At 46.2% G+C, this 21492-nt stretch carries 20 protein-coding genes and 1 tRNA gene; 9 read left to right on the top strand and 12 right to left on the bottom strand.

Going from position 1 to position 21492, the window contains the following annotated elements; genetic code table 11:
* Positions 1 to 394: 394 nt before the first annotated feature.
* The 10 genes from ACZ5V1_RS15690 to ACZ5V1_RS15645 all read right to left on the bottom strand — a co-directional run bounded on the left by ACZ5V1_RS15690 (position 395) and on the right by ACZ5V1_RS15645 (position 11540).
* Positions 395 to 2104, bottom strand: a complete 1710-nt coding sequence (locus tag ACZ5V1_RS15690; RefSeq protein WP_464389640.1) for an FAD-dependent oxidoreductase — start codon at positions 2102 to 2104, stop codon at positions 395 to 397.
* Positions 2105 to 2683: 579 nt separating this feature from the next.
* Positions 2684 to 4825: a methyl-accepting chemotaxis protein gene (locus ACZ5V1_RS15685; RefSeq protein WP_464389639.1), complete on the bottom strand. Its 2142-nt coding sequence runs from the start codon at positions 4823 to 4825 to the stop codon at positions 2684 to 2686.
* A gap of 251 nt (positions 4826 to 5076) precedes the next feature.
* Positions 5077 to 6087 carry an FAD:protein FMN transferase gene (locus tag ACZ5V1_RS15680; protein ID WP_464389638.1) on the bottom strand — a complete coding sequence of 337 codons (1011 nt, stop codon included), beginning with the start codon at positions 6085 to 6087 and terminating at the stop codon, positions 5077 to 5079.
* 14 nt (positions 6088 to 6101) lie between these two features.
* A complete protein-coding gene (gene rnfB / locus ACZ5V1_RS15675) occupies positions 6102 to 7004 on the bottom strand; it encodes an RnfABCDGE type electron transport complex subunit B (RefSeq protein ID WP_464389637.1) in 903 nt (300 codons plus the stop codon).
* A gap of 57 nt (positions 7005 to 7061) precedes the next feature.
* Positions 7062 to 7637 carry an electron transport complex protein RnfA gene (locus ACZ5V1_RS15670; protein ID WP_160713074.1) on the bottom strand — a complete coding sequence of 192 codons (576 nt, stop codon included), beginning with the start codon at positions 7635 to 7637 and terminating at the stop codon, positions 7062 to 7064.
* A 16-nt stretch (positions 7638 to 7653) separates the two neighbouring features.
* Complete coding sequence (rsxE, locus tag ACZ5V1_RS15665; protein WP_464389636.1) at positions 7654 to 8325, bottom strand: electron transport complex subunit RsxE; 672 nt, start codon at positions 8323 to 8325, stop codon at positions 7654 to 7656.
* Between the two features lie 53 nt (positions 8326 to 8378).
* The gene (gene rnfG / locus ACZ5V1_RS15660; protein ID WP_464389635.1) at positions 8379 to 8960 is read right to left on the bottom strand and encodes an RnfABCDGE type electron transport complex subunit G; all 582 of its coding nucleotides are present in this window, start codon (positions 8958 to 8960) and stop codon (positions 8379 to 8381) included.
* 3 nt (positions 8961 to 8963) lie between these two features.
* Complete coding sequence (locus tag ACZ5V1_RS15655) at positions 8964 to 9923, bottom strand: RnfABCDGE type electron transport complex subunit D (protein ID WP_464389634.1); 960 nt, start codon at positions 9921 to 9923, stop codon at positions 8964 to 8966.
* A 9-nt stretch (positions 9924 to 9932) separates the two neighbouring features.
* Positions 9933 to 11129: an NADH:quinone oxidoreductase subunit RnfC gene (locus tag ACZ5V1_RS15650; RefSeq protein ID WP_464389633.1), complete on the bottom strand. Its 1197-nt coding sequence runs from the start codon at positions 11127 to 11129 to the stop codon at positions 9933 to 9935.
* Positions 11130 to 11138: 9 nt separating this feature from the next.
* Entirely contained in the window at positions 11139 to 11540 is a 402-nt protein-coding gene (locus ACZ5V1_RS15645) for a cytochrome c3 family protein (RefSeq protein WP_464389632.1), read from the bottom strand.
* A gap of 323 nt (positions 11541 to 11863) precedes the next feature.
* Between ACZ5V1_RS15645 and ACZ5V1_RS15640 the strand changes: the two genes are divergently transcribed.
* Positions 11864 to 12394: a chemotaxis protein CheW gene (locus tag ACZ5V1_RS15640; protein ID WP_464389631.1), complete on the top strand. Its 531-nt coding sequence runs from the start codon at positions 11864 to 11866 to the stop codon at positions 12392 to 12394.
* A 228-nt stretch (positions 12395 to 12622) separates the two neighbouring features.
* Here ACZ5V1_RS15640 and ACZ5V1_RS15635 read toward each other — a convergent pair whose 3' ends face one another.
* Positions 12623 to 13009, bottom strand: a complete 387-nt coding sequence (locus ACZ5V1_RS15635) for a Ros/MucR family transcriptional regulator (protein ID WP_160713060.1) — start codon at positions 13007 to 13009, stop codon at positions 12623 to 12625.
* A gap of 919 nt (positions 13010 to 13928) precedes the next feature.
* On the opposite strand from ACZ5V1_RS15635, the gene ACZ5V1_RS15630 reads away from it, so the two are divergent.
* The 8 genes from ACZ5V1_RS15630 (at position 13929) to ACZ5V1_RS15595 (ending at position 20648) form a co-directional block, all read left to right on the top strand.
* Positions 13929 to 15323 carry a cobyrinate a,c-diamide synthase gene (locus ACZ5V1_RS15630; RefSeq protein ID WP_464389630.1) on the top strand — a complete coding sequence of 465 codons (1395 nt, stop codon included), beginning with the start codon at positions 13929 to 13931 and terminating at the stop codon, positions 15321 to 15323.
* A complete protein-coding gene (locus ACZ5V1_RS15625) occupies positions 15316 to 15963 on the top strand; it encodes a precorrin-8X methylmutase (RefSeq protein ID WP_464389629.1) in 648 nt (215 codons plus the stop codon). Before ACZ5V1_RS15630 ends, ACZ5V1_RS15625 begins: the two co-directional genes overlap by 8 nt.
* A 121-nt stretch (positions 15964 to 16084) precedes the next feature.
* Complete coding sequence (locus ACZ5V1_RS15620; protein WP_464389628.1) at positions 16085 to 17647, top strand: DEAD/DEAH box helicase; 1563 nt, start codon at positions 16085 to 16087, stop codon at positions 17645 to 17647.
* Positions 17648 to 17680: 33 nt separating this feature from the next.
* The gene (locus ACZ5V1_RS15615; protein ID WP_464389627.1) at positions 17681 to 18142 is read left to right on the top strand and encodes a hypothetical protein; all 462 of its coding nucleotides are present in this window, start codon (positions 17681 to 17683) and stop codon (positions 18140 to 18142) included.
* 288 nt (positions 18143 to 18430) lie between these two features.
* Positions 18431 to 18506 (top strand) — tRNA-Ala (locus tag ACZ5V1_RS15610).
* Positions 18507 to 18699: 193 nt separating this feature from the next.
* The gene (locus tag ACZ5V1_RS15605) at positions 18700 to 18855 is read left to right on the top strand and encodes a YegP family protein (protein ID WP_464389626.1); all 156 of its coding nucleotides are present in this window, start codon (positions 18700 to 18702) and stop codon (positions 18853 to 18855) included.
* A 367-nt stretch (positions 18856 to 19222) separates the two neighbouring features.
* Positions 19223 to 20221 (top strand): 4Fe-4S dicluster domain-containing protein, encoded by a 999-nt coding sequence (locus ACZ5V1_RS15600; RefSeq protein WP_464389625.1) that lies wholly within the window; start codon positions 19223 to 19225, stop codon positions 20219 to 20221.
* Positions 20214 to 20648 carry a hypothetical protein gene (locus ACZ5V1_RS15595; RefSeq protein WP_464389624.1) on the top strand — a complete coding sequence of 145 codons (435 nt, stop codon included), beginning with the start codon at positions 20214 to 20216 and terminating at the stop codon, positions 20646 to 20648. The genes ACZ5V1_RS15600 and ACZ5V1_RS15595 overlap by 8 nt, the downstream gene beginning before the upstream one ends.
* Positions 20649 to 21068: 420 nt before the next feature.
* Here ACZ5V1_RS15595 and ACZ5V1_RS15590 read toward each other — a convergent pair whose 3' ends face one another.
* Positions 21069 to 21374: a Dabb family protein gene (locus ACZ5V1_RS15590; protein ID WP_464389623.1), complete on the bottom strand. Its 306-nt coding sequence runs from the start codon at positions 21372 to 21374 to the stop codon at positions 21069 to 21071.
* Positions 21375 to 21492: the final 118 nt, after the last annotated feature.

The raw sequence follows: 21492 nt of genomic DNA, 5'->3' as shown, positions 1-21492 counted from the left end.
GCTATGTGGTACGCCTTTGGTGAGTCTGCGACGCTTTTTTGTCTACGGAGTTTGCCGCCGCTGGATGTCTTCGACGAGCCTCCGGCGGCCTAAGAACCTCTTGCAAGAGGTTCTTAGGAATCTCCAGAAACCTTTAACCGCGAGACTAGCCCGTTACTTTTGTAGCTCGCGGCTTATACTCCACGACCTTTCGTAAAATAAAAAAGGGCTGTCCTTCATATGAAGGACAGCCCTTTTTGCTATTCAAGTCAGTGGGATTAAGCCAAGTAATAAGTAAATCAAAAGGCTTTCATCGCATAATAAAAGTTTTTGGAGAGTCCAGAGAACCTTGTTTCAACAAGGTTCTTTGGCCGCCGGAGGCAAGCCCCTAGGCTAACCAAAATCAGCAATCAGCCTAGATTTTAGCGTTCAGTTTTTTCTGAGCGCCCATACCACCAGCGGATGCTTTTACGTTTTCAAGCCCCAGTTCGCACGCAAGAAGCATAGCTTCGTAGGAGCGCAGACCGGTGTTGCAGATCATTACAACCTGTTTGTCTTTAGGAATTTCGTTGATACGTGCACTAATTTCTTCGTTTGGAATATTGTGCCATTCGCCTGGGTATGTTTCGCACATATCTTTAGCGCCACCAGCAAGGCGGGTATCAATGAAGTAGTAGTCGCCGCAATCACGATCAGCCCAACATGCGCCGAAGTCAGCAGGGTCCATGTACTTGTTCTGACCTGCGAGAACGTTATCTGCTACGTTAGCAACAGCGTTAACGATATCCATCGCAGAGGAGAACGGTGGAGAGTAAACAACTTCGAGATTGGCTACGTCGTCGATGGTTGCATGAGAAGAGATGAGCGGCACAACTGCGTTGATACGTGCAGTGAGCGCATCGCCGAATTCGTTCATGCCCTGCATACCGAGGATACGACGAGTAGGACGATCAACAACAATCTGGAGAGACATGAGCGCTTTTTCAGGGAAGAAGTGAGCTCTGTCCATCTGTTCAACGTGAACGGAGATTGCATCAAAATCGTTCGCAAGAGCCTGTTCGAGAGTAAGACCTGCACCACTGCAAGACATTTCGAACAGCTTTACGCACCAGCTGCCAATACCGCCAGCCATGCTTGCGTCACCACCGGCGAGGTTAGTACCGATGATACGACCCTGACGGTTCGCCATGGAACCGAGTGGGTAGTAGCCGAGTTTGCCGGTTACGAGGTTAGGAATGGTTACGCAGTCACCACCGGAGTAAATGGCAGGATCGGAAGTCTGGAAATGATCGTTAACTTTGATTGCACCGCGTTTATCGCATTCGATGCCAGCTTCAACAGCAATCTCAGTATTAGGGGAAACACCAATAGCAAGGATAACGAGATCGGCTTCGATCTCGCGCTTGTTGGTGATAACTTTAGTAACTTTACCGTCTACGCCTTCGAAACGAACAACAGACTCTTCGAGGTAAACTTTTACTTCGTTATTCTCGAGATCGCTCTGTGCCATTCTAGATAAAGACTTAGGCAGGAAACCAGGAAGTATCTGACTCTGAAGCTCAACAACGCTAGTGTTGATGCCCCACATATCTGCAAAAGCAACTGCCATTTCAAGACCAATAAAACCAGCACCAACTACAACTGCGTTGTTAACTTCGCCGTTTGCAACAGCGTTTTTGATAACTTCAGCTTCTTCGAGGTTGGTAGCAGGAGTGATGCCTTTGAGGTTAATTCCCTCAAACGGAGGCAAGTTTGGCTTAGAACCGGTTGCGATTACGAGTTCGTCGTAAGAGAGCACTTCTTTTTCACAGGTCAAAACGTTTTCGATAGAAACAGTTTTGGCTTCGCGGTCAATAGAAGTTGCGCGGGTGTTGATAAGAACGTCTACGTCTTTGTTTGTTTTGAAGAACGCAGCGTCACGAACGATATGGTAAGGAGTAGACTGGAGGTCTACAACGGTATTTACTTCACCGGAAACAAAGTAAGGGATGCCGCAACCACCGTATGAAATACGTGGAGCCTGATCAATCATGGTTACTTTCGCGTCTGGACAAAGACGTTTGTAACGACAGGCAGCTTTTGGACCAAGGGCAACAGCACCAATAACAATTACGTGCTTAGACATAAGACATCCTCCGCAAAAGATGTGTAAGTCGGCGGCAGGCTCGCTCTTACATTGAACTGTCTGTCGCACAATTTACTGTAATAATAAAAAGAAACAAATCAGTTAATACGTGCGCGTGATACAACTAAACACCATGTAGCAGCAGGTTAGTAAAAAGCTAATTAGTAACCGCCGGTGCAATAAATCTATTCTATGCCTCAATAATAACGAGGCTCAGGTGCATGTCTGTACGTGCTCACATTTACGGTTAAAACCAACCGTACGAGCACATACGACCAAGCAGTATCGCGTGAGGGTAGGACTAGCATGTTTGGCTATTTTTGCAAGTAGTGATTGCACCACCCAGCTATATACTACCAACAAAGTAGGACATTTATCGATCGCATGGATAGTTCCATGCTTACGAGAACACCACTTCGTCGGTTCCAACTCTTACATTATCCATTTTCAGCTTTCATTGATGCACATCAAGAGTAGTAAGTACGATTCCGGCACTCGTCAAAAACAAAACAAACGGGATCATCTGAATACGTTCAGACAATCCCGTTTGAGATATAATGAGATTACACCTACGGGCTACTATTTTTGCATTTCCCGTACGATTGAAGCTAATTCATCTGTCAGTGCAGAAAGCTCCACAAGAGCGCTGGAGGCTTGCCCCATGGATTCATTCGTCTCGCCACTGATACGGTTTACTTCTTCAGTACCGCGATTAATTTGTTCAGAAGTAGCAGCCTGCTCTTCTGATGCTGTTGCGATAGCTCGAACCTGATCCGCTGTGGATTCAGCAATTGTCACAATATTTGTGAGAGAAGTTCCAGACTGCTGAGCCTGTTCTGTACTGCTTTCCACCACAACTGCAACCTCTTCCATGCTTTTGATATTATGACGTGTTCCTGCCTGAATTGAAGCGATGGATTTACCGACTTCGTGTGTGGCAGTCATGGTTTTTTCTGCCAGCTTGCGCACTTCGTCAGCAACAACGGCGAAGCCGCGTCCTGCATCTCCTGCGCGCGCTGCTTCAATGGCAGCATTCAGAGCCAGCAAGTTGGTTTGGTCTGCAATGTCTGAAATAACATCCATGACCTGCCCAATGCCTTCAGCCTGAATACCCAGATCATCAAGACCTGATTTCATATCCACAACCTGACGATTGATCTCAGTGATGGAGCCCACAACATGATTTACTATTGTAGCGCCTTCAGCAGCCCGCCCTTTTGCGGCATCCGCGTTACCAGCGGCTTCGGAGGCGTTTTTAGCAACTTCAAGAACCGTGGCGTTCATTTCTTCCATGGCTGTAGCAGTTTCAGTCATACGGTCACGTTGAACTTCTGCGCCCTGACTGGACTGATTCACCAACGCAAACAATTGTTCAGAAGCTGAAGAAACACGCTCAACAATATGTTGAATTCGTGAAGCTGCTTCCGCAATACCGCGCTGAGTCGCTTGCTCGCCTTCAAGCTTAGCCTGTTCACTTTCGCGAACAGCCTGCTCTGCAATTCGCGCCTTATCTCTTGCTTCACGCGACTGTGCGTCTGCTTCTGCAAGGGCATCCACGGCCTGCGTGGTCATGCTTTTTAAGCCATTGTGCAGATCAAGAAGTTCACCGGAAAAATTTCGGGCATCTGGAATGCCGGATAAATCTTGAAACCTAGAATTCGCAGTCATGCTTGCCGCTCTGGACATAACAATCATGGGATTGGCAATGCGACATGCGACGAACCACATACAGATAAGGCCGAAAACAATTAACCCGATTGCTGTCAAAACAAGGGTTGTTACTTCTTCTGTGGCTTTGTCTGCAATATAGCTTTCCGGCAAAGTCACCATAACACTCCACGGGGTCGGTGATTTACCAATATGGATAGGTTTTACAATCTGGTATCTTTGTAATTTTTCGTTGAATAAGACACTAGCTTCACCATTCTGTACCAACCGACCAAGCTCAGGTAATTCTGGATAGATATTGTTAATATTGCGCCCAATGGATTTTGGTTGGCCGGAATGTGCAACAATCTCACCATGGTTGGCAATAACGACCACTTCACCGGTATCATCAAACATGTGCTGCTGTTCAGCTGCTTCTTCAAGAAATCCTAAGTTAATATCGATTCCTGCGATACCAACAAATTTTTCTCTCACAAAAATAGGACTTACAAGTGAAGTAATGAATTCGTCTTTTCCCTGTACGCTGTAGAAAGAAGGGGCTGTCACAGCCTCCTGTCTAGTACGCTTAGGAAGCTGGTAGTAATCGGACGTATCGTAATCCACCAGCGGTTCAACAACATATGTACCGCCTGCTCCACGTGACCAATACGGAAGATATCTGCCAGTGCTGTCGTGACCTTCATCATTCGCATAGATGCTGTCACGTCCATCAAAGGTATCCGTATCCCACAAGGTAAAAGAAGCAAGTGCGGCAGGGTTTGCACCCAAAATGTTCTGCAACATCGTATCAACTGCTTCTCTGCTCAGATACATGGACTCTCTCATGCCGCCCAGAGAAACAGCTACAGTACGGGCTATAGTAATTGCCTGATTCATCTGATCCTGAGTCTTGCTGGAATAAGCAGTCGCTAAAGCTTCCGCGTTTACAAGCGCGTCCTTTGAAGATGTGTTCCACAATGTAACACCGGATACAGCAATTAATGCAGCCATAACAATAAACAGAGTAACACCTGCGAATGATGTTATTCGTACTTTAATTGAATCTAATCTCATTATACCTTCCCCCTAAAATTTCACAGAACTTAATCGGCAGAAGAATTAGAAACTATAGTGCTACTGTAAAATATAATAAGTAAATGCTAACAATTATTGTTTGATTGTTAAATGTTTCTATTTTCAATGTACTATATGTACAACTTAATGCTACTATAGTGCCTTATTTGCTACATAAAATTCACTACACATAAAAAAATGCCAGCCTGCATTGCAGACTGGCATTTTTACGTTATTTTCTAGTACAACAACTAGCCGAACTGAGGTGTACTCATTTTCATACCGTCTTTCGTCACAAAAAGTGCTTCACGTCCACTAAGAGACTCAATGAACTGAAGACCACGACGGGACTGCATAATAAATGCTGCTGTTGCAAGGGCGTCCGCTTCCATTACGCTTGGAGCCATAACAGACACAGAAGCCACATTGTTCGGGCTCATACCGGACTGAGGACTTACCAGATGATGGTACATGTGGTTCTTATCGTAGAACACTTCGTAGCCACCGGAAGTAGCAAGCGCGCCTGTGGTCATTTGAATAACCGCAGGGTAGTTGCCTTTCTTTTCCGGGTCCTGCACAGCAATAACCCAAGGCTTGCTGCCAGCTTTTTCACCCATTGTCCGAATATCGCCACCAGCGTTGATCATGTGGTTCTTAGCACCATATGCAGCAAGAACTGCGGATGCTTTATCCACGATGTAGCCTTTTGCGATACCATCCAGAGTAACGCCCATTCCTTCGCGGTTAAGACGAATAGAATCACGTTTCTGGATAAGAGAATCAGCATCTACGAGAGACAGTGCTTCTTCGAACTCAGCTTTTGAAAGTACCATTTCACCATTAAGGTTGGCTTTCTCGTTGTAGAGATCAACCACGGGCTTAATAGTAACATCAAATGCTTTATCAGAAAGCTTGCTGATCAATCGTGCGCTCCGCACAACTTCTGCAAGTTCCTGTGGAATGCCGGAAACACGACCGTCTCTGTTTAACACAGAAACAGGAGAGTCACTCTGGTAACGGGTGAGAAGCGCCTCAAGGCGTGTCATCTCTTCAAAACTGCGACCGATTGCTTCCTGTCCAAGCTGTTTGGAAGGATGCAGCGCAGTAATAGTTACCACAGTACCCATCATAAAACGGGTTTCCTGCACTTTGTATTCGTCACCCACACGTGCGGCTGATGCTACTGCTGGCACGCCGGTTACGGCGGCACCAAGACCGAGCATACCGCAGGCCTGCAGGAACTGTCGACGAGAAGTAGTCATAGTCTTCGCTCCTATTAGGCGTTTGCCTGTGGTTTTTCTGCTTCTGCAGCCTTGGCAGCTTCAGCAGCTTTTTTAGCAACTGCAGCTTCCTGCGCTTTGGCGGTGATGCCAACAGGGCACATGAGACGCAGAATGTCGCGCGGGCACACATCAACACATATTTCTTCACAATCAGGACCGTAGGCAAGACAAGCTGCCTGATCGATTCTAATCTGACCGTTAACGTGGGAAATAACCTTTGCAGGACACTTCTTCACGCACTTCATGCAGTTGATACAACCGGCTTCACACACATCCATAACAGCTTTCATTTTGTCCTGAGTAGAACAGAAAACCTGAACGCGTGCGCGACGCGGAATCATTTCGAGAACCTGATTCGGACAAACGTTGATACATGCGCCACAAGCGACACACTTATCAGGATCAATCACAACCAGATCGTTCTCAATGTACATGGCATCAAACGGACATGCTTTTACACAGTCGCCGTAGCCAAGACAGGAGTATTTACAAGCGTCAGAGCCATCTTGCAGCAAACTGGCTGCGGTACAAGACAGAACACCCTGATACCCGAATTTCTTTTGTACTTTGCCTTCATCCTTCACACAACGGCGGAAGGAGATTTCCGGATCATCGCCACCGGCAGATTTGCCGGAGAGTTCTGAAACTGCGACGCAAACGTCTGCACCACCAGCACAACAAAGGCCGGCAGATACATCCGGGTCAGTAATTACGGCGATGGCGTAGGCTTCACAGCCTGCATAACCACAACCACCGCAGTTAGCACCCGGAAGCGCTTCGCAGATTGCCTCTACTCTTGGATCTTCTTCTACATAGAAGACACGGGATGCTGCAGACAGCACAACCGCACAGAAAAAGCCCAGAGCTAGCAATGAAAGGACAGATGTCAAAACCATAATGCTATCCTTGTTGGTTTATCCCGCAAGGGGAGTCACATGCATAGAACCCTGCGCCTAAGAGATCATGCCCTTAAAGGCCATGAAGGACAGAGACATGATACCAGCCATCACCAGTGCAGCAGGAACGCCCTGCATGGACTTTGGCAGATGGGTAACTTCCAGTCGTTCGCGAATGGCGGCAAGTAAAACGAGAGCGAGTAAGAAACCTAAGCCGGAAGCGAATGAGTAGAAGATAGAAAGGCCGAGGTCGAATTCTTTACGCTGAACGAGAATTGCCACACCAAGCACCGCGCAGTTTGTGGTAATGAGCGGAAGAAAAATACCGAGCGCGTTGTAAAGCGGCGGAACAGATTTCTTCAGGAACATCTCAACAAGCTGTACAAGTGATGCGATGACGAGAATAAACATAATGGTCTGCAAGTACCCGAGATCAAGCGGCAGGAGCACGTACTCCTGAATAAGCCATGTAAGCGGGGTCGCAATAACCATAACAAAGATAACCGCACCACCCATACCGAGAGAGACACCCTTTTCCTTGGAGCAACCAAGGTACGGGCACTGTCCCAGATACTGAGCAAGAACGATGTTGTTAACAAAGATCGCGGAGATAAAAATCAGGAAATAATCCATACTATACTACCTCCAGTTACTTGTGGCCTGCACAGGCACGACAAGCGGCGCAACCTGTAGACGGGTTTTCCGGTGCTGGTTCACCGCGGCGTTTTGCCTGAACAATGCTCAGGTAGTTCATGCCTGCGAGAATAAGACCAAGCGCAACAAATGCACCCGGAGCAGCAATCATAAAACCAACAGGTTCGAAGGAACCACCGAGAATCTCTATACCGAACACGGAGCCGGTACCGAATAATTCTCGAACTGCACCAAGGAAAGTAAGTGACAGAGTAAAACCGATACCCATGCCAAGGCCATCTGCAACAGCCATGTGCACAGGGTTTTTACCTGCAAATGCTTCCGCCCTGCCTAAGATAAGGCAGTTAACAACAATAAGTGGTACGAAAATACCAAGCTGCTGATATAAAGGATAAGCGTATGCCTGCATCAGCAATTCCACAGCTACAACAAGAGATGCAGCAATGGTAATATAACAAGCAATACGTACTTTTTTAGGAATAACTTTACGGATCAATGAGACAAGGAAACTGGACAGGGTAATAACAAAGACTACCGCCATGCCCATGCCTAAACCGTTTTCCGCCGTTGTGGTGACCGCAAGAGTCGGACACAAACCTAACAGGAGTCGAAACGGTGGCAATTCTGCCCATAGGCCCTTGGAAAACTCTTTCCATACGTTGGCCATGCTTTTCTCCTCACAGCGCGCATTACCGCGCGTTCACGTTCTTCTTCCAATGCCTATTTAAAGGCTTGAAGAATCTCTTCTTTCAAAGCGCTGTATATTTTACCAGCATCTTGAACAGCTACCACAGCACCCTCGGAGGAAATTGTTGCCCCGGAAAGGGCATCAATCACGCCACCTTGAGACTTCAACCTTGCTTCGGCTTCAGAAAGCCCCGGGAAGAGGTCGAGAAATTCAGGTTTAGCAATACGTGAGCCAATACCCGGAGTCTCTTTCATTGTGGTAATACCGATACCGACAAGCTTATTGTTTTCAAGGTCGAACCCGACCATAACACCAATATTGTCGCCGTAACCGCCGCCAAAGCCTTCAATAGCAACAGCTTTAAGCTGGCCATCTACTTTAAGCGGGAATACGTTTACAAGCTTGCTGGTAAGAGGATTTGTGAATTTTTTGCGTTCTTTCACAGGATCGTTCGTATAGTCAGGCAAAACCTGCTTCAAGGACGGCCCCTGCACAAATGTAAGTAACTGCAACTCAATGGTCGGTGCCGTCATCTGCTTAAGAGAAGACAACGCAAAGCCTGAGATACCAGCGATGCAGGTCAACACAACGATCATCTTTAAGATTTCACGCATAGCTTACCTCGCTCCAAATGGTTTAGGCTTAATCATATCACAAAGCGGAGTGATCATGTTTGCGAGTAAAACTGCAAACAAAACACCGTCAGGGTACTGACCGTACGTGCGAATGAGTATGATAAGGAAACCGGCCATGAGTCCGAACACGATTTTACCACCACGAGTATTCGGTGTGGAAGTAAAGTCAGTCAGCAAAAAGAAGATTGAGAGCATGGTAGAACCGGTAAACAAATGGAACAGCGGGTTCGCGTACAATTCCGGATCGATTGCATAGTAGATTCCGCCAACAACCAGCACAGCTGCGATGGTTGCAACAGGAATTTCCCATGTAATGACACGGCGGGCGAGCAAGATAAGTCCGCCAAGCAGTAACGCGCCAACCTGCACAGCACCAAGAGTACCGAGCTGATCGCCAATAAAGTAGTTGTACATTGATGCATCCACAATGGAGTCAATGCCGAAGTACTTAAGCTGGGAAAGCGGGTTTACCAGAGTAGTATTCAGCATGGTTGCATCAACATTCATATATACCGGCCATGATACGGTACAGAACGCCCAGCCAACTGCGATGGCACTAATAGGTGCGCCGCCGAAGTTACCCCAGAGCATTTTACCAAGAATCATTGTTGCGGCAGAGCCTGAAACAACCAGCCACCATTCGGCGCCGGCAGGCAGGATAAACGCAAAAAGTAAACCGGTTACGACTGCGTGAAAATCGTCTACACGCACTTCCTTTTCCATGATCCTGGAGCATAACGCTTCAACAATAACTGCCGTAGCAATGGAAAGCGCCATAACGCGCATAGCATCCATGCCATACCAGTATACCGCGCCGATTACGGCCGGAAACAATGCTAACAGGATGGTACTCATCATTCCCTTGATGGAAGCACCGCAATGCAAATGCGGAGCGGAGGCAACCGTCAGGAATGGAGCGGTGGGCAAAGATTTTTTCGCCATAGTATCCCCCTACTCTTCAACCTGCAGAGCACAAGCCGTAACCTGTGATTCTTCAAGGGCTATTTTGTGTTTTCCAAGACGGATGAACTGGAGCATCGGACGACGAGCCGGACAGTAGAAAGTACACAATCCACATTCCATACATGCGCCAATGTTTTCCTGACGGCAGAAATCAAGCTCGTTGAATTCAACATATCGGGAAATCATATTCGGCTGAATGCGTGACGGACAATGCTCTATGCATGCGCCACAACTAAAACAGGCATGGTCGGAGATCGGTTCAGTACTACCTGCAGGCATTACAAACAATGCGTTGGTATTTTTACCAATGCCTTTGTTCAAATCACCTGTAGCTTCACCGCGCATTGGGCCGCCCACAATAACTGTGTCGCCGTCTTCTACTTCGATAGAAGCTTCTTTCAGCAACGCACCTACAGGGGTACCAATTGGTGCAACGATGTTTTTACCTTCTACACAAACAACAGTGTGTGTAAGAGGCATGCCGCTTTCTGCTACTGCACCCAGATTATAGAGCGCATGCAGATCAACAACATTTACGCCCTTCATGCTTTCTTTGCCGGTAATGTTGGCAACAAGCAGTTCGTCAAGGCTGTTAGGATACACAGGGTTGATAAAGGCGATGTCTGAACCATCAAATGTTGCAGTAGAAGCGGTAGGCAAAGCTACAACGGTTCTAGCAGCAGGGGAAAGGCGCTTGAGCATATCAAGGCCGGCATTGATGGTACCTTTTGCGTGTACAAGCATGCTCTCTGCGTATGAGATACCCGGGTCAGGGTTCAACGCATTAACAATAAGCAAATCACAGCGTTTGATGAGCGGACGAATGTCCACGCCCAAACCTTTAAGCGCAGCCTGCAGCTCAGCGTCTTCCAAGGAAGCAAGAGCAACAGGTTCCACACCCGTAGGTTTAGGATCTTCACCTTCCGCCGGAGCAGCAAGTTCTTGTGCTTTGATGGTGATGTGAGTGTCTGTAACTTCAGTTACAATACCGGTAATGCCAGAATGCATATCACCGACTTTAGCGTTCTCGTGGTCTGCCACAAGAAGCCCCGGGTATACTTCTGCTTTTTTCTTTACCGATTTTTTTCCATGTCCGTTAAGGGGAATGCGCACTTCGAAAGGAACTGTACCAGTCTCAAATGCTCCTGTGTCCCCATGAGTCAGAATGAAAATATTCTTATTCATAAGACATCCCTATTTGAAATGACACTGGTTACACTGATCTTTTTCATAAGGACCAGAACCGCTTTCTTCGTGGCAACCCATACAAGACTGATGGTAAGCATCCATCAAGTTAGGTACATCCGGATCATCGGAAACTTTAGAATGGCAGTCGGCACATGAAGTAGGCTCTGCGTCTTCTGGAAGATTGCCATCATCATCAACTTCATCTGAAAGCTCATGATGGCATTCCACACAGCCTGCACCATACTCATCTACGTGTTTGGCATGGTCAAAAATAACCATCCCTGCGCTGTTATCTAACAGCACACGCATAGGTACGGCCGCAGTTTCTGCGGGACGCAAAAAGCCGTAGCATGCAACGGCAATAAGAATCGCAGTAAAAATTGCGATTGGAAAGTATCTCGTTGGCAAGGCACACCTTCCTGATACTGGTGTTAAACCCGACCGGCCGAGTAAGGGAAAGAGATAGTCTGTTGGCGCCTTTTAACTAGAACATTTTTCCATTTTTGAAAAGGCTCAGAGCGCCCTGCATTCAGGAAAAATAACGGTATGTTATGACTATCAAAGTTCTTTTGTTTGATTTCTCAATCAAATCAATATGTAACCTTTACAAAAAGAATTTCATTAAAAAATTCATTGTCGTTTCATAATGTTATCAGAAAAAGCTACTAGTTTTCAAAGCACCAAAACTACGATACAACACCCACACTTCAAAGAAATACACGGTGCAAAATATGCTTACCCAGACCAGCCCACAGGCGTTTAAAAAAATATTTACTTTTTCTGCCGGCTCCGAAACGTTCGGACTTCCGCTGCACCTTCTGCACGAAGTCATTTATCCCGAACACATCACCAGAGTACCCAAAGCACCTGCCTTTATGGCAGGCATCTTGACCTATGGCTCTGAAACAATCCCCGTACTGGACATAAGCAAAAAGCTTTGCCTTGCAGCACCGTCCATCCGCGTTCATCATCCGGCAATCATCATCAATACTATTATTGAAGACGAAACAATGCAACTAGCTTTACTTGTTGAGAGATTCGGAAAAATTGTTCAGTACAAAAATTCTGAGACAATCAAGCGAAAAAATATTCCATTCAGTACTTGCTCAGCTAAAAATAATCAGTTGGGACAAAATTCGGCAACATATACACAGTCCCGGGAAGCTATTCGGAAATTTGTGAGTGAAGAACTCTATCGAGCAGGTGTGCGCATACGTCTTTTGAACGAGTCCACACTTTTTTCTGTGGCAGAACTCACATAAAACCGGTTTCATATATAGGGAGATCCGTAGATACTCCTTCATATCCCCTAAAAATCACTGTGTCGACACGCCCAAGCACTTTAAAAGTACTGTAACAATACTTTTTTCAATTTTATAGCTTCTTCAATACGACTCTCATAGTAAGACAATACTAACTGTATTCTTTCTCAATAACTTTCGCATAAAAAAAGGGTCAAATGACCCTTTTTTTATGCTCTCAGATTCTGTCTATGTCCTGCGTTCCCACAGTCTCATGTCTTTCATCTTCTTTCTACGCTCTCGCTGGAGTGACTTGCAAACCAACGGAGTGTTTTTCTTATATCCACAACGTGCACGATACTCTTCTGGTGTAAGTTCGTGTGTTGCAAGATGCTTTTTTGTTATTATTTTAAAGGACTTTCCACATTCAACACATGTAATTGATTTTTCCTTAATCGCCTTTTTAGGATCAATCATCTTACTTGTAGAATCATCATCAACGGAGCAGCTTGCACTAATTTCCTTAATTCCCCCAGCAAGCTTACGAACCATTGTTGTGATTTCTTCTTCTGTCATTGTCCGTACACTAGCTTGTGCTTTGACAATCTCCAGAGCTTCCTTCAAATAACTTTCCATGTAAAACTACCCCTCCTATCCATTAAATGAACAAGTATTATACCCAGAAAATGAAAAAATATTTAAAATAGTATCGCCGAAGCACGATTTACATATTCAAATGTCGACTTGAGCCAACTACTAAATCGCACATAAGCACTATTAAACTCATGTTAAATGCACCGAAGATATACTACAGAACTGCATATGCACACAATAGAATTTTTTGCAGTTTTTTTTATAATACTATCACAGACAAATTACATTTTTCTATCATCATAAATGCAACATTACTGCACATTGTACAGTTGAAGCAACAGTAAGCATAATGGTGACATCTATAAACACGTTAACTTTTCAATTTTCTATGCATTTTTATATTCATTAATAATGGAAAATGTTTTTTTGAGTTAAAATTCCTCTTCTGCATGACCACACATTTTTTCTATTACAAAAAAAGCATAACAACCTTCATTCTAGCATTGTTACTTTTTATAAAGACATGTTCATTGTTCTATCAAACCAGTGGAAAAAAGAAAAAAAGATAGCGAAATCACTAACTATTCATTGAGATAAGCCCTAACTCATATGTTTGTATATATTTTCACTTAGCATTGTCTGTAGCTATAAGAACAGACAACACAATCTTTCGATGTAAATTCTCTGGAATGTTGTACAAACGTAACTATATATAACACAATGAACTATTTTTTAATCTTCATACACAATTTGTTAGCGATTCAAGTTTCTTGCATTTCATCACACTGAACAGAGTTTACATCTCAAATCATTTACAAAGATGTACTCGCGCATCGTTAAACAGCTTCTATCTTGTTTAGATTTTCTATAGACTCTATGTCTTAAGAAGTGCGTTTCTGCGTACCTGTCAAAAACCATCTACACCCTAATATGCTGCAGCATTTTCAGGAGAATTGTGCATATGACAAAAACCATCGTCATTGGCGGTACACAAAGCGGCAGTGGTAAAACACTCATCAGCCTTGCTGTTATGGCAGCTCTTACACGCCGGGGACTCAATATTCAGCCGTTCAAATGCGGACCGGACTTTATTGACCCCGGACTGCATGCTGTTGTCACAGGTAATGCAAGCATTAACCTTGATGGATGGATGCTTTCAAAAAAAGCCTGTATCGCCGCCTACGAAAACGCCATGTCTCCTGCAAAAAAAACATCACCTGATATTGCAGTTATCGAAGGAGTCATGGGACTCTTTGACGGTGCCAGCGGCAGCGAAGACGCAGGTTCAACAGCACAGATTGCTAAATGGCTCAACGCACAGGTACTGCTGGTTATTGACGGCCGCTCCATGGCTCGATCCTTTGCTGCCATTGCCCATGGCTTTACAACTCTCGATCCCGAGCTTACCTTTGCAGGATGCATTGCTAACAGGGTGAGCAGTCCGAACCACACATCACTTGTCCGCGAAGCCATGCAGACATACTGTCCGAACATTCTGCTTGCCGGTTGTATGCCGCGTAATGACGCCATAACTCTTCCTTCGCGCCATCTCGGACTTATCACGGCGGAAGAGGGTGTTCTCAACGCAGAACGCATTACTGCGCTTGCTGACTGGGCAGAAGAGAATATTGATTTTGATCAGATGCTTTCTCAACTGCCGGAACATAAATTTTCAACTCCCCCAACAGACCATAGCAAATCAGTATCTCAAAAAAAGGTGCGCATTGCGGTGGCCAAAGATGCAGCTTTCTGCTTTTGCTATCCGGATAATCTACGCATTCTTGAAGAAAACGGTGCTGAAATTGTCCACTTTTCACCACTTGCAGATACGGCTCTGCCAAAAAAAATTGATGGATTATACTTGCCGGGGGGCTATCCTGAATTATATGCAGAACGGTTGGGACTCAACGCCTCTATGCGTTCTTCCATCCGCACATTCTCTGAAGCCGGAAAACCTGTGTATGCCGAATGCGGCGGTTTTATGTACCTTGCACAACAAATTACAACCGAAGCAGCCACATATCCCATGTGTGACGTATTCAAACTACATTGCACCATGGACAAACGACACAGAGCGCTTGGCTACAGAGAAATAACAACAACTGCTGACTCCATTTTAGGCAGCAAAGGCACTACAGCGCGCGGGCACGAGTTTCACTACTCATTTGCAGAAGAAAACACTGCACATGCCTCACTTTACAAAGTGACTGATAGAAAAGGCACAGAAACATCAACCTCCGGCTATGCCACACAAAACACAGTCGGCTCATATGTACATTTACACTTTGCTTCGCAACCGTCCGTTGCAAAAGCCATTGTAGAAGCTTGCTTACGAACAAGGGATCTCCATGACTAAGACTCCGTTGCAACCATATTTTTCGCCAGACAACATTGAGCAACGCTCTTTTGAAATTATCGACAGCGAAGTGCCGGAACCGCGTCCTTTTGCCGGTAACGCTTGGACTATCGCCCGTCGCCTTATCCACACCACTGCGGATTTTGACTTGCTGAACCATATTATAATCCATCCCGAAGCTATTGCTGCGGGTGTGGACGCAATCAAAAACGGCTGTACAATTTTTACTGACACAGAAATGGCGCGCTCCGGAATTCCTGTTCGACGCACAACGCCGTTCGGCTGCACAACACAGTGCCTGCTCAACCGCCCTGACGTTGTAGAAAAAGCACAAGAAACTGGCTCTACCCGTGCACAAGCTGCAATGGATGCAGCAGCTCCGGAAATCGGCGACTCTATCATGGTTATCGGCAATGCCCCGACAGCTTTAATCCGGCTTATGCAGCATTTAGAAAACGGCGGAACACCTCCTGCACTCATCGTAGGAATGCCTGTCGGCTTCGTTAATGCCGCTGAATCCAAAGAAATACTTCTTGCACAATCTACTGTTCCTTATATAACCATTCGCGGACGAAAGGGTGGTTCGCCACTTGCAGCCGCAACAGTGAATGCTTTGGCGATCCTTGCCGCAACCACATAGATCACTATTCTTTATTAACTAACTTTTCAGCAAGTTGCAGTAATCCACTACAGTTGCTATAGTGTTCTGTGGAACTTTGACTTTTGCTAATTACAGTCTTTTATGACTGACAGGATGTACAATGACAGACGACCCTCGCAACAGCGCTTCAGAAGATGCCCCGGCAAAACAAAAAAAATTCGTAGACCCTGCGGATAGAATTGCCGCGGAAATTTCCGGCATCACTGAACCGGAAGATGCGCTGCCACCAATCACTCTGGAAGATCTTCCTGAAAGAGTCCGTGAAGCCTGTGCCCGTGCAGGATGGAATAAGCTTATGCCTGTTCAGGCACACGCTATGCCATACCAGCTTGCCCGCAGGGATATTATGATTCAGTCCCGCACTGGCAGCGGAAAAACCGGCACATATCTCCTTCCTGCGCTGGATCGAGTGGACACCTCTAAAAAACATGCGCAGATGCTCGTACTTGTTCCTACCCGCGAACTCGCTTTGCAGGTTGAATATGAAGCATCAACCCTTTTTGAGGGCACCGGAATCACTTCCTGCGCAGTATACGGCGGTGTTGGATACGGTAAACAGGTAGATAAGCTCAGCAGTGGCGCCCATGTTATCATCGGCACACCGGGTCGCGTACTCGACCACCTTATCCGCCACACACTTGATCTTTCAAAAGCACGTATCCTTGTCTTTGATGAAGCAGACAGAATGCTTTCCATCGGGTTCTACCCTGACATGGTTCAAATCAAAGGCTACCTGCCTCGTAGTCGTTCTACATTCCTTCTTTCTGCAACCTACCCTCCGCGCGTTATCCAGCTCGCAGGGGAATTCATGCACAAGCCTTCCATGCTGAGTCTTTCACACCAGCAGGTACACGTTATTGATACGCCGCACGTATTCTACAACGCAAAACCAATGGATAAAGACCGTGTGCTTGTTCGCGTAATGGAAGTAGAAAATCCGTCTTCTGCCATCATCTTCTGTAACACAAAAGCTAACGTGCATTACGTTACAGCAGTCCTCAAAGGCTTCGGCTATGATGCAGACGAACTTTCTGCTGATCTTTCCCAGTCCAAAAGGGAACAGGTTCTTACAAAACTGCGTGAAGGCCGTGTCCGCTTCCTCGTGGCAACAGACGTTGCAGCACGCGGTATCGACATCCCAGACCTTTCACACGTAATCTTGTATGAACCACCGGAAGATCGCGAATCATACATTCACCGTGCAGGTCGTACAGGCCGTGCAGGCGCCAGCGGCGAAGTAATATCTCTTGTAGATATTATGCAGAAGCTGGAGTTGAAGCGCATCGGTGCCCACTACAAAATTTCTCTTCAGGAGCGCGAAACCCCTACAGATGAAGACGTTGCCAAAGTTGCAGGTCTCCGTCTGACAGCAATGCTGGAAGGTAGTCTCCGCGATAAAACCAGCCTTGAAAAAGAACGTATGAAACGGTTTATTCCGCTTCTTAAAGAACTTGCTCAAGATGACGAACAGCTTCTTCTGGCTGCACAGCTTCTTGACGATCTGTACCAGCAAACCCTGCACACCCCTCCACCAGCTCCAGAAGCTGCTAAAGAGAAAAAGCAGGATCAGAACGGCCAGAAAGAACAGCGCAACACTCAGGGGCAGCAACGACGCCATACTCGTCCACGCCGCAGAAAACCTACACAGAACCGCGCCGACTAGTTATCGATCACTTCTTACAGGATGGTGCAGTTAGTGCTGAAGACTTACTCTGAATCTGATTTATTTGAAAACTTTGACGCACTGCTTGATACATACGATGTAAGCAACGAACTCACGGTATTTGAGATGGGGAAATTTCATTTTCTTCGTAAAAAGAAAGCTAAACATGAACTTACTGCACTGTTTTATGCATTGTGGAAGCTTGCGTTGAAACAATCTTTTCCCGAAGAATATGAAAACCACTTTGCAAATTACTGCAACGTTAAAAAGCTGGAAATGGATGCTGCTGGAAATGCAACGATGATGTACCGTAGCGTTGAAGTGTACAACACTTTGCTTGCGGAACATGGAACGACGAACTTTTCAAACGTAGCGGATTTTTTGACAGATCAACTTGTTAATGAATCTGACCGTAAAGAGCACATCACGCTAAAGTTGGCGCTTTCTATTCGCTCAACATACAACCTCATTTTCCAAAAGCTTATTGCAAATTAACGTCCTCATTGTCGTGAATGTTGAACAGAAGATCCCAAAAAAGGCGGCCTCGCAACAGGTCGCCTTTTCTTGGGAGGTTATCCCCATGGTAATAAAACGTCTTTAGTTACAAGCTATATCGGCATGCTGAAACTTGCCTTTACTTTTTTCTGCTATTTTTTTGACACACTACCGTTTTTCACCATCGACGGTCATTTTTGCTGATTATTCTGCCTATTTTTTGCTTTTTTTCATTTTAATATTGACAAAAACGCCCGCAGTCCGATAAACACCGACTTCACACAATGTGGGGCTATAGCTCAGCTGGGAGAGCGCTTGACTGGCAGTCAAGAGGTCAACGGTTCAATCCCGTTTAGCTCCACCACATTGATCTTCGAAAGCTTACAGAGAAATCTGTAAGCTTTTTTTTATGCTTTTTGCACCACGTCTCAGTCCCTTTCAACAACGTCTCTCAAGCTCTACAGCTCCTCACATTTCCCTAATACTCCACGCATATAATATCGTCCCGAAGTATATCCCGTATAACAGAGGGAAACCTGACTTCAGGAAAAAACGGTATGGAAGAAAAATGGGACTTCTACAAAGATTATGCAAAGGAATGGCGCTGGCGCAGAAAAACAGCCAGCGGCAAAACTGTTGGTGCCTCTCCACAAGGGTACAAAAGCAAACAAAAGTGTCTAGATAATGCAAAGCAACATGGCTTTACTAATTAACCACTCATTCCTCCATCCAAAAACAAATTTTGATTTGCCACATCGCCCGAAACTTCCGCATTCATCAAAAACAAAGCCTAGTCTTTTGCTCCCCCAAGTTGTTCACTCACACGCATCTTTTTGTTAACTGCCCTCAATTTCCACAACGGTTAACATATCGTTCGGGTACGTTACCAAACACTGCATCCTGCACATTATCTTAACCTAGATCATTGCAACGCAGCCGCGAATTCCCCACCATGTAAGTTCGCTGTAGCCGTCATACTGTCGGAGATGCGCCAATCATCCGGATTACTCCGCATAACATCTCGTCAGCATACGACAGCCCGAACACTCTTAGCCGCAAGGTTCATTCATAGGTATACATATGAAGAAGTCCCCGACAAAAAACTCATCACCCAATACGCCTATCTCCCGACGAACCTTTCTGAAAGCTTTCGGAGCTGCCGGAGCTACAGCCTGTGCCTCTTCGGTGCACCCCGCTGAGGCACAGAATTCAGCACCAAAAGAAGAGCTCATGACTGTGCTCGACATATCAAAATGTATTGGGTGTGGGGAATGCGTAATCGCCTGTACGGAATCGAACGAACACAAACACCCTACGGTTCGCAAGCCAATCCCGAAAATGTTCCCGCCACGCGTAAAGGTTGAAGACTGGTCAGACAAAAAAGATGTTGATGACCGACTCACTCCTTACAACTGGCTTTTTATCCAGACCGCAGAAGTGGAACACAACGGCGAAGCACACGAGATAAACATTCCGCGCCGATGCCTGCATTGCACAAACCCACCGTGCGCCAACCTCTGTCCATGGGGCGCTGCACGCAAAGAAGATACAGGCGTAGTCCGTATTCATGAAGATATCTGTCTTGGTGGCGCTAAATGCCGAACGGTATGCCCTTGGCACATCCCCCAACGACAAAGTGGTGCAGGCCTCTATCTCGACCTGCTCCCGCGCTTTGCCGGAAATGGAACCATGCTCAAATGTGACCGCTGCTACGACAAGGTCGCGCAAGGCGAACAGCCTGCATGCATCACAGCCTGCCCAGAAAATGTGCAGCGCATCGGTGGACGCAGCGAAATGATCGCCTACGCAAAAGAGCTCGCAGCCTCCACAAATGGCTACATATACGGACTGGAAGAAAACGGCGGAACAAACACAATTTACGTATCACCAGTGCCATTCGACAAGCTCAACAACGCCATCGACAAAGGCAAAGGCAAGCCGCACCTCGCACCGGTAGAAAATTCCATGGCGAATGAAGAAACATTAACGTCTGCACTCATAGCCGCGCCAATTGCTGGTGTCGCAGCAGGCGTCCTTAAAGTTCTCTCTGACGCACGCAAGGAGAAGAACAATGACTAACATCATCCGCAGACTCTGGGTGCCCCTCATGGCGCTTATGGCCATAACAGGCATGGGACAAATGCCCATCTTCAAGCGCTACTACGTTGCAGACATCCCCGGCCTTGCATGGCTAGGGCAGCCTTTTACCGTCCACTGGGTACACTACATAGGCGCAGCCGTGCTCATGTTCATAATCGCATGGTTCGTAACGTTATGGATAGCAAAGCAGCCCAAACTGACAACATCAGGAATCCTCCGCATCGTGCTTCTCGCGCTTCTCATCGTCACAGGATACGTGCGTGTGATGAAAAATTTACCTGATGTACATTTCTCGCCAATGATCACAATGCTCATCGACTGGTCGCATCTTCTCTTCGCCATGCTGCTCGGCATTGCCGCAGTTTGGTGTGTGCGGACAGGGCGAAAGGCGTACATCGAGAAATAAGAGGCGGCCTCTGGCGAGTCTGCGACGCTTTTTTCTGGGCATTTTTGTTGCCTCTGGCGGGTCTTCGACGACGCTTTTTTTGTCTCCGACGGCTGGGGAAAACCTTTCTGTAGAAAGGTTCTTCCCCAGACCCCTTTCCAAAGACTTTTATTATGCGAGGTGCGCACGTTTTTTATGTTACCTCGCGGCTTTTGCCACACTACCTTTCTGAAAATAAAAAAGCTGTCCTTCGTATGAAGGACAGCTTTTTTGCTATTCAAGTCAGTGGAATCAAGCCGCGTGAGAAATATATCTACGGGATTTCATCGCATAATAAGAAGTTTTGAAGGGGGTCTGGGGGAAACTTTTTTAAAAGTTTCAGCCCAGCCGCCGGAGGCAAAGTCCCGCTGGCAAGCGCCGTCGGAGACAGTTCTCCGATTGCTAAACTACAAAATCGATAGCTTTGCGACCTGAAACGACTTTTTTGATAAAGTCTACGCATTCAACGTGCAGCGGATGGTTCGCGTAATCTGCGAGTCCTGCTTCGTCATCGTGAGTGGAGATGAGAGCCAACTGCACGTCTTCGGTAGTGGTGCTTGTAAACTCCATAGAAACGTCAAGAGTTTTGAGGGAAGGAATTTTTCCTTTAAGCTCGTTGAGCATTGCTACAATCTTCGCTGCGTTGTCTGCTGCGGGTGCGCCTTCTGCCTCTTCTTTGAGAGTAAACCAAACGATATGTTTAATCATAAGATTATCCTTTCTATAAAATAGTGTTGTACTCATTTTCATATGCTTAAAGAACCAAAAAGGTCAATTGACATGCTGTAACAGACAGCTAGAAAGAGGTCGGCAGCATTGCAGACTT

This window comes from Halodesulfovibrio oceani subsp. galateae (assembly GCF_055397225.1).
Note: the sequence above shows the minus strand (reverse complement) of the source record. Positions and strands in the feature narration are given on the sequence as shown.

What these genes read in the sequence shown, in the direction of transcription:
- ACZ5V1_RS15650 (WP_464389633.1), bottom strand. Translation starts at nt 11,129, where the DNA reads ATGAATAAGAATATTTTCATTCTGACTCATGGGGACACAGGAGCATTT.
- ACZ5V1_RS15640 (WP_464389631.1), top strand. Translation starts at nt 11,864, where the DNA reads ATGCTTACCCAGACCAGCCCACAGGCGTTTAAAAAAATATTTACTTTT.
- ACZ5V1_RS15600 (WP_464389625.1), top strand. Translation starts at nt 19,223, where the DNA reads ATGAAGAAGTCCCCGACAAAAAACTCATCACCCAATACGCCTATCTCC.
- ACZ5V1_RS15590 (WP_464389623.1), bottom strand. Translation starts at nt 21,374, where the DNA reads ATGATTAAACATATCGTTTGGTTTACTCTCAAAGAAGAGGCAGAAGGC.
- ACZ5V1_RS15595 (WP_464389624.1), top strand. Translation starts at nt 20,214, where the DNA reads ATGACTAACATCATCCGCAGACTCTGGGTGCCCCTCATGGCGCTTATG.
- ACZ5V1_RS15655 (WP_464389634.1), bottom strand. Translation starts at nt 9,923, where the DNA reads ATGGCGAAAAAATCTTTGCCCACCGCTCCATTCCTGACGGTTGCCTCC.
- ACZ5V1_RS15605 (WP_464389626.1), top strand. Translation starts at nt 18,700, where the DNA reads ATGGAAGAAAAATGGGACTTCTACAAAGATTATGCAAAGGAATGGCGC.
- ACZ5V1_RS15690 (WP_464389640.1), bottom strand. Translation starts at nt 2,104, where the DNA reads ATGTCTAAGCACGTAATTGTTATTGGTGCTGTTGCCCTTGGTCCAAAA.
- ACZ5V1_RS15670 (WP_160713074.1), bottom strand. Translation starts at nt 7,637, where the DNA reads ATGGATTATTTCCTGATTTTTATCTCCGCGATCTTTGTTAACAACATC.
- rnfB (WP_464389637.1), bottom strand. Translation starts at nt 7,004, where the DNA reads ATGGTTTTGACATCTGTCCTTTCATTGCTAGCTCTGGGCTTTTTCTGT.
- ACZ5V1_RS15680 (WP_464389638.1), bottom strand. Translation starts at nt 6,087, where the DNA reads ATGACTACTTCTCGTCGACAGTTCCTGCAGGCCTGCGGTATGCTCGGT.
- ACZ5V1_RS15625 (WP_464389629.1), top strand. Translation starts at nt 15,316, where the DNA reads ATGACTAAGACTCCGTTGCAACCATATTTTTCGCCAGACAACATTGAG.
- ACZ5V1_RS15685 (WP_464389639.1), bottom strand. Translation starts at nt 4,825, where the DNA reads ATGAGATTAGATTCAATTAAAGTACGAATAACATCATTCGCAGGTGTT.
- ACZ5V1_RS15630 (WP_464389630.1), top strand. Translation starts at nt 13,929, where the DNA reads ATGACAAAAACCATCGTCATTGGCGGTACACAAAGCGGCAGTGGTAAA.
- rnfG (WP_464389635.1), bottom strand. Translation starts at nt 8,960, where the DNA reads ATGCGTGAAATCTTAAAGATGATCGTTGTGTTGACCTGCATCGCTGGT.
- ACZ5V1_RS15620 (WP_464389628.1), top strand. Translation starts at nt 16,085, where the DNA reads ATGACAGACGACCCTCGCAACAGCGCTTCAGAAGATGCCCCGGCAAAA.
- ACZ5V1_RS15635 (WP_160713060.1), bottom strand. Translation starts at nt 13,009, where the DNA reads ATGGAAAGTTATTTGAAGGAAGCTCTGGAGATTGTCAAAGCACAAGCT.
- rsxE (WP_464389636.1), bottom strand. Translation starts at nt 8,325, where the DNA reads ATGGCCAACGTATGGAAAGAGTTTTCCAAGGGCCTATGGGCAGAATTG.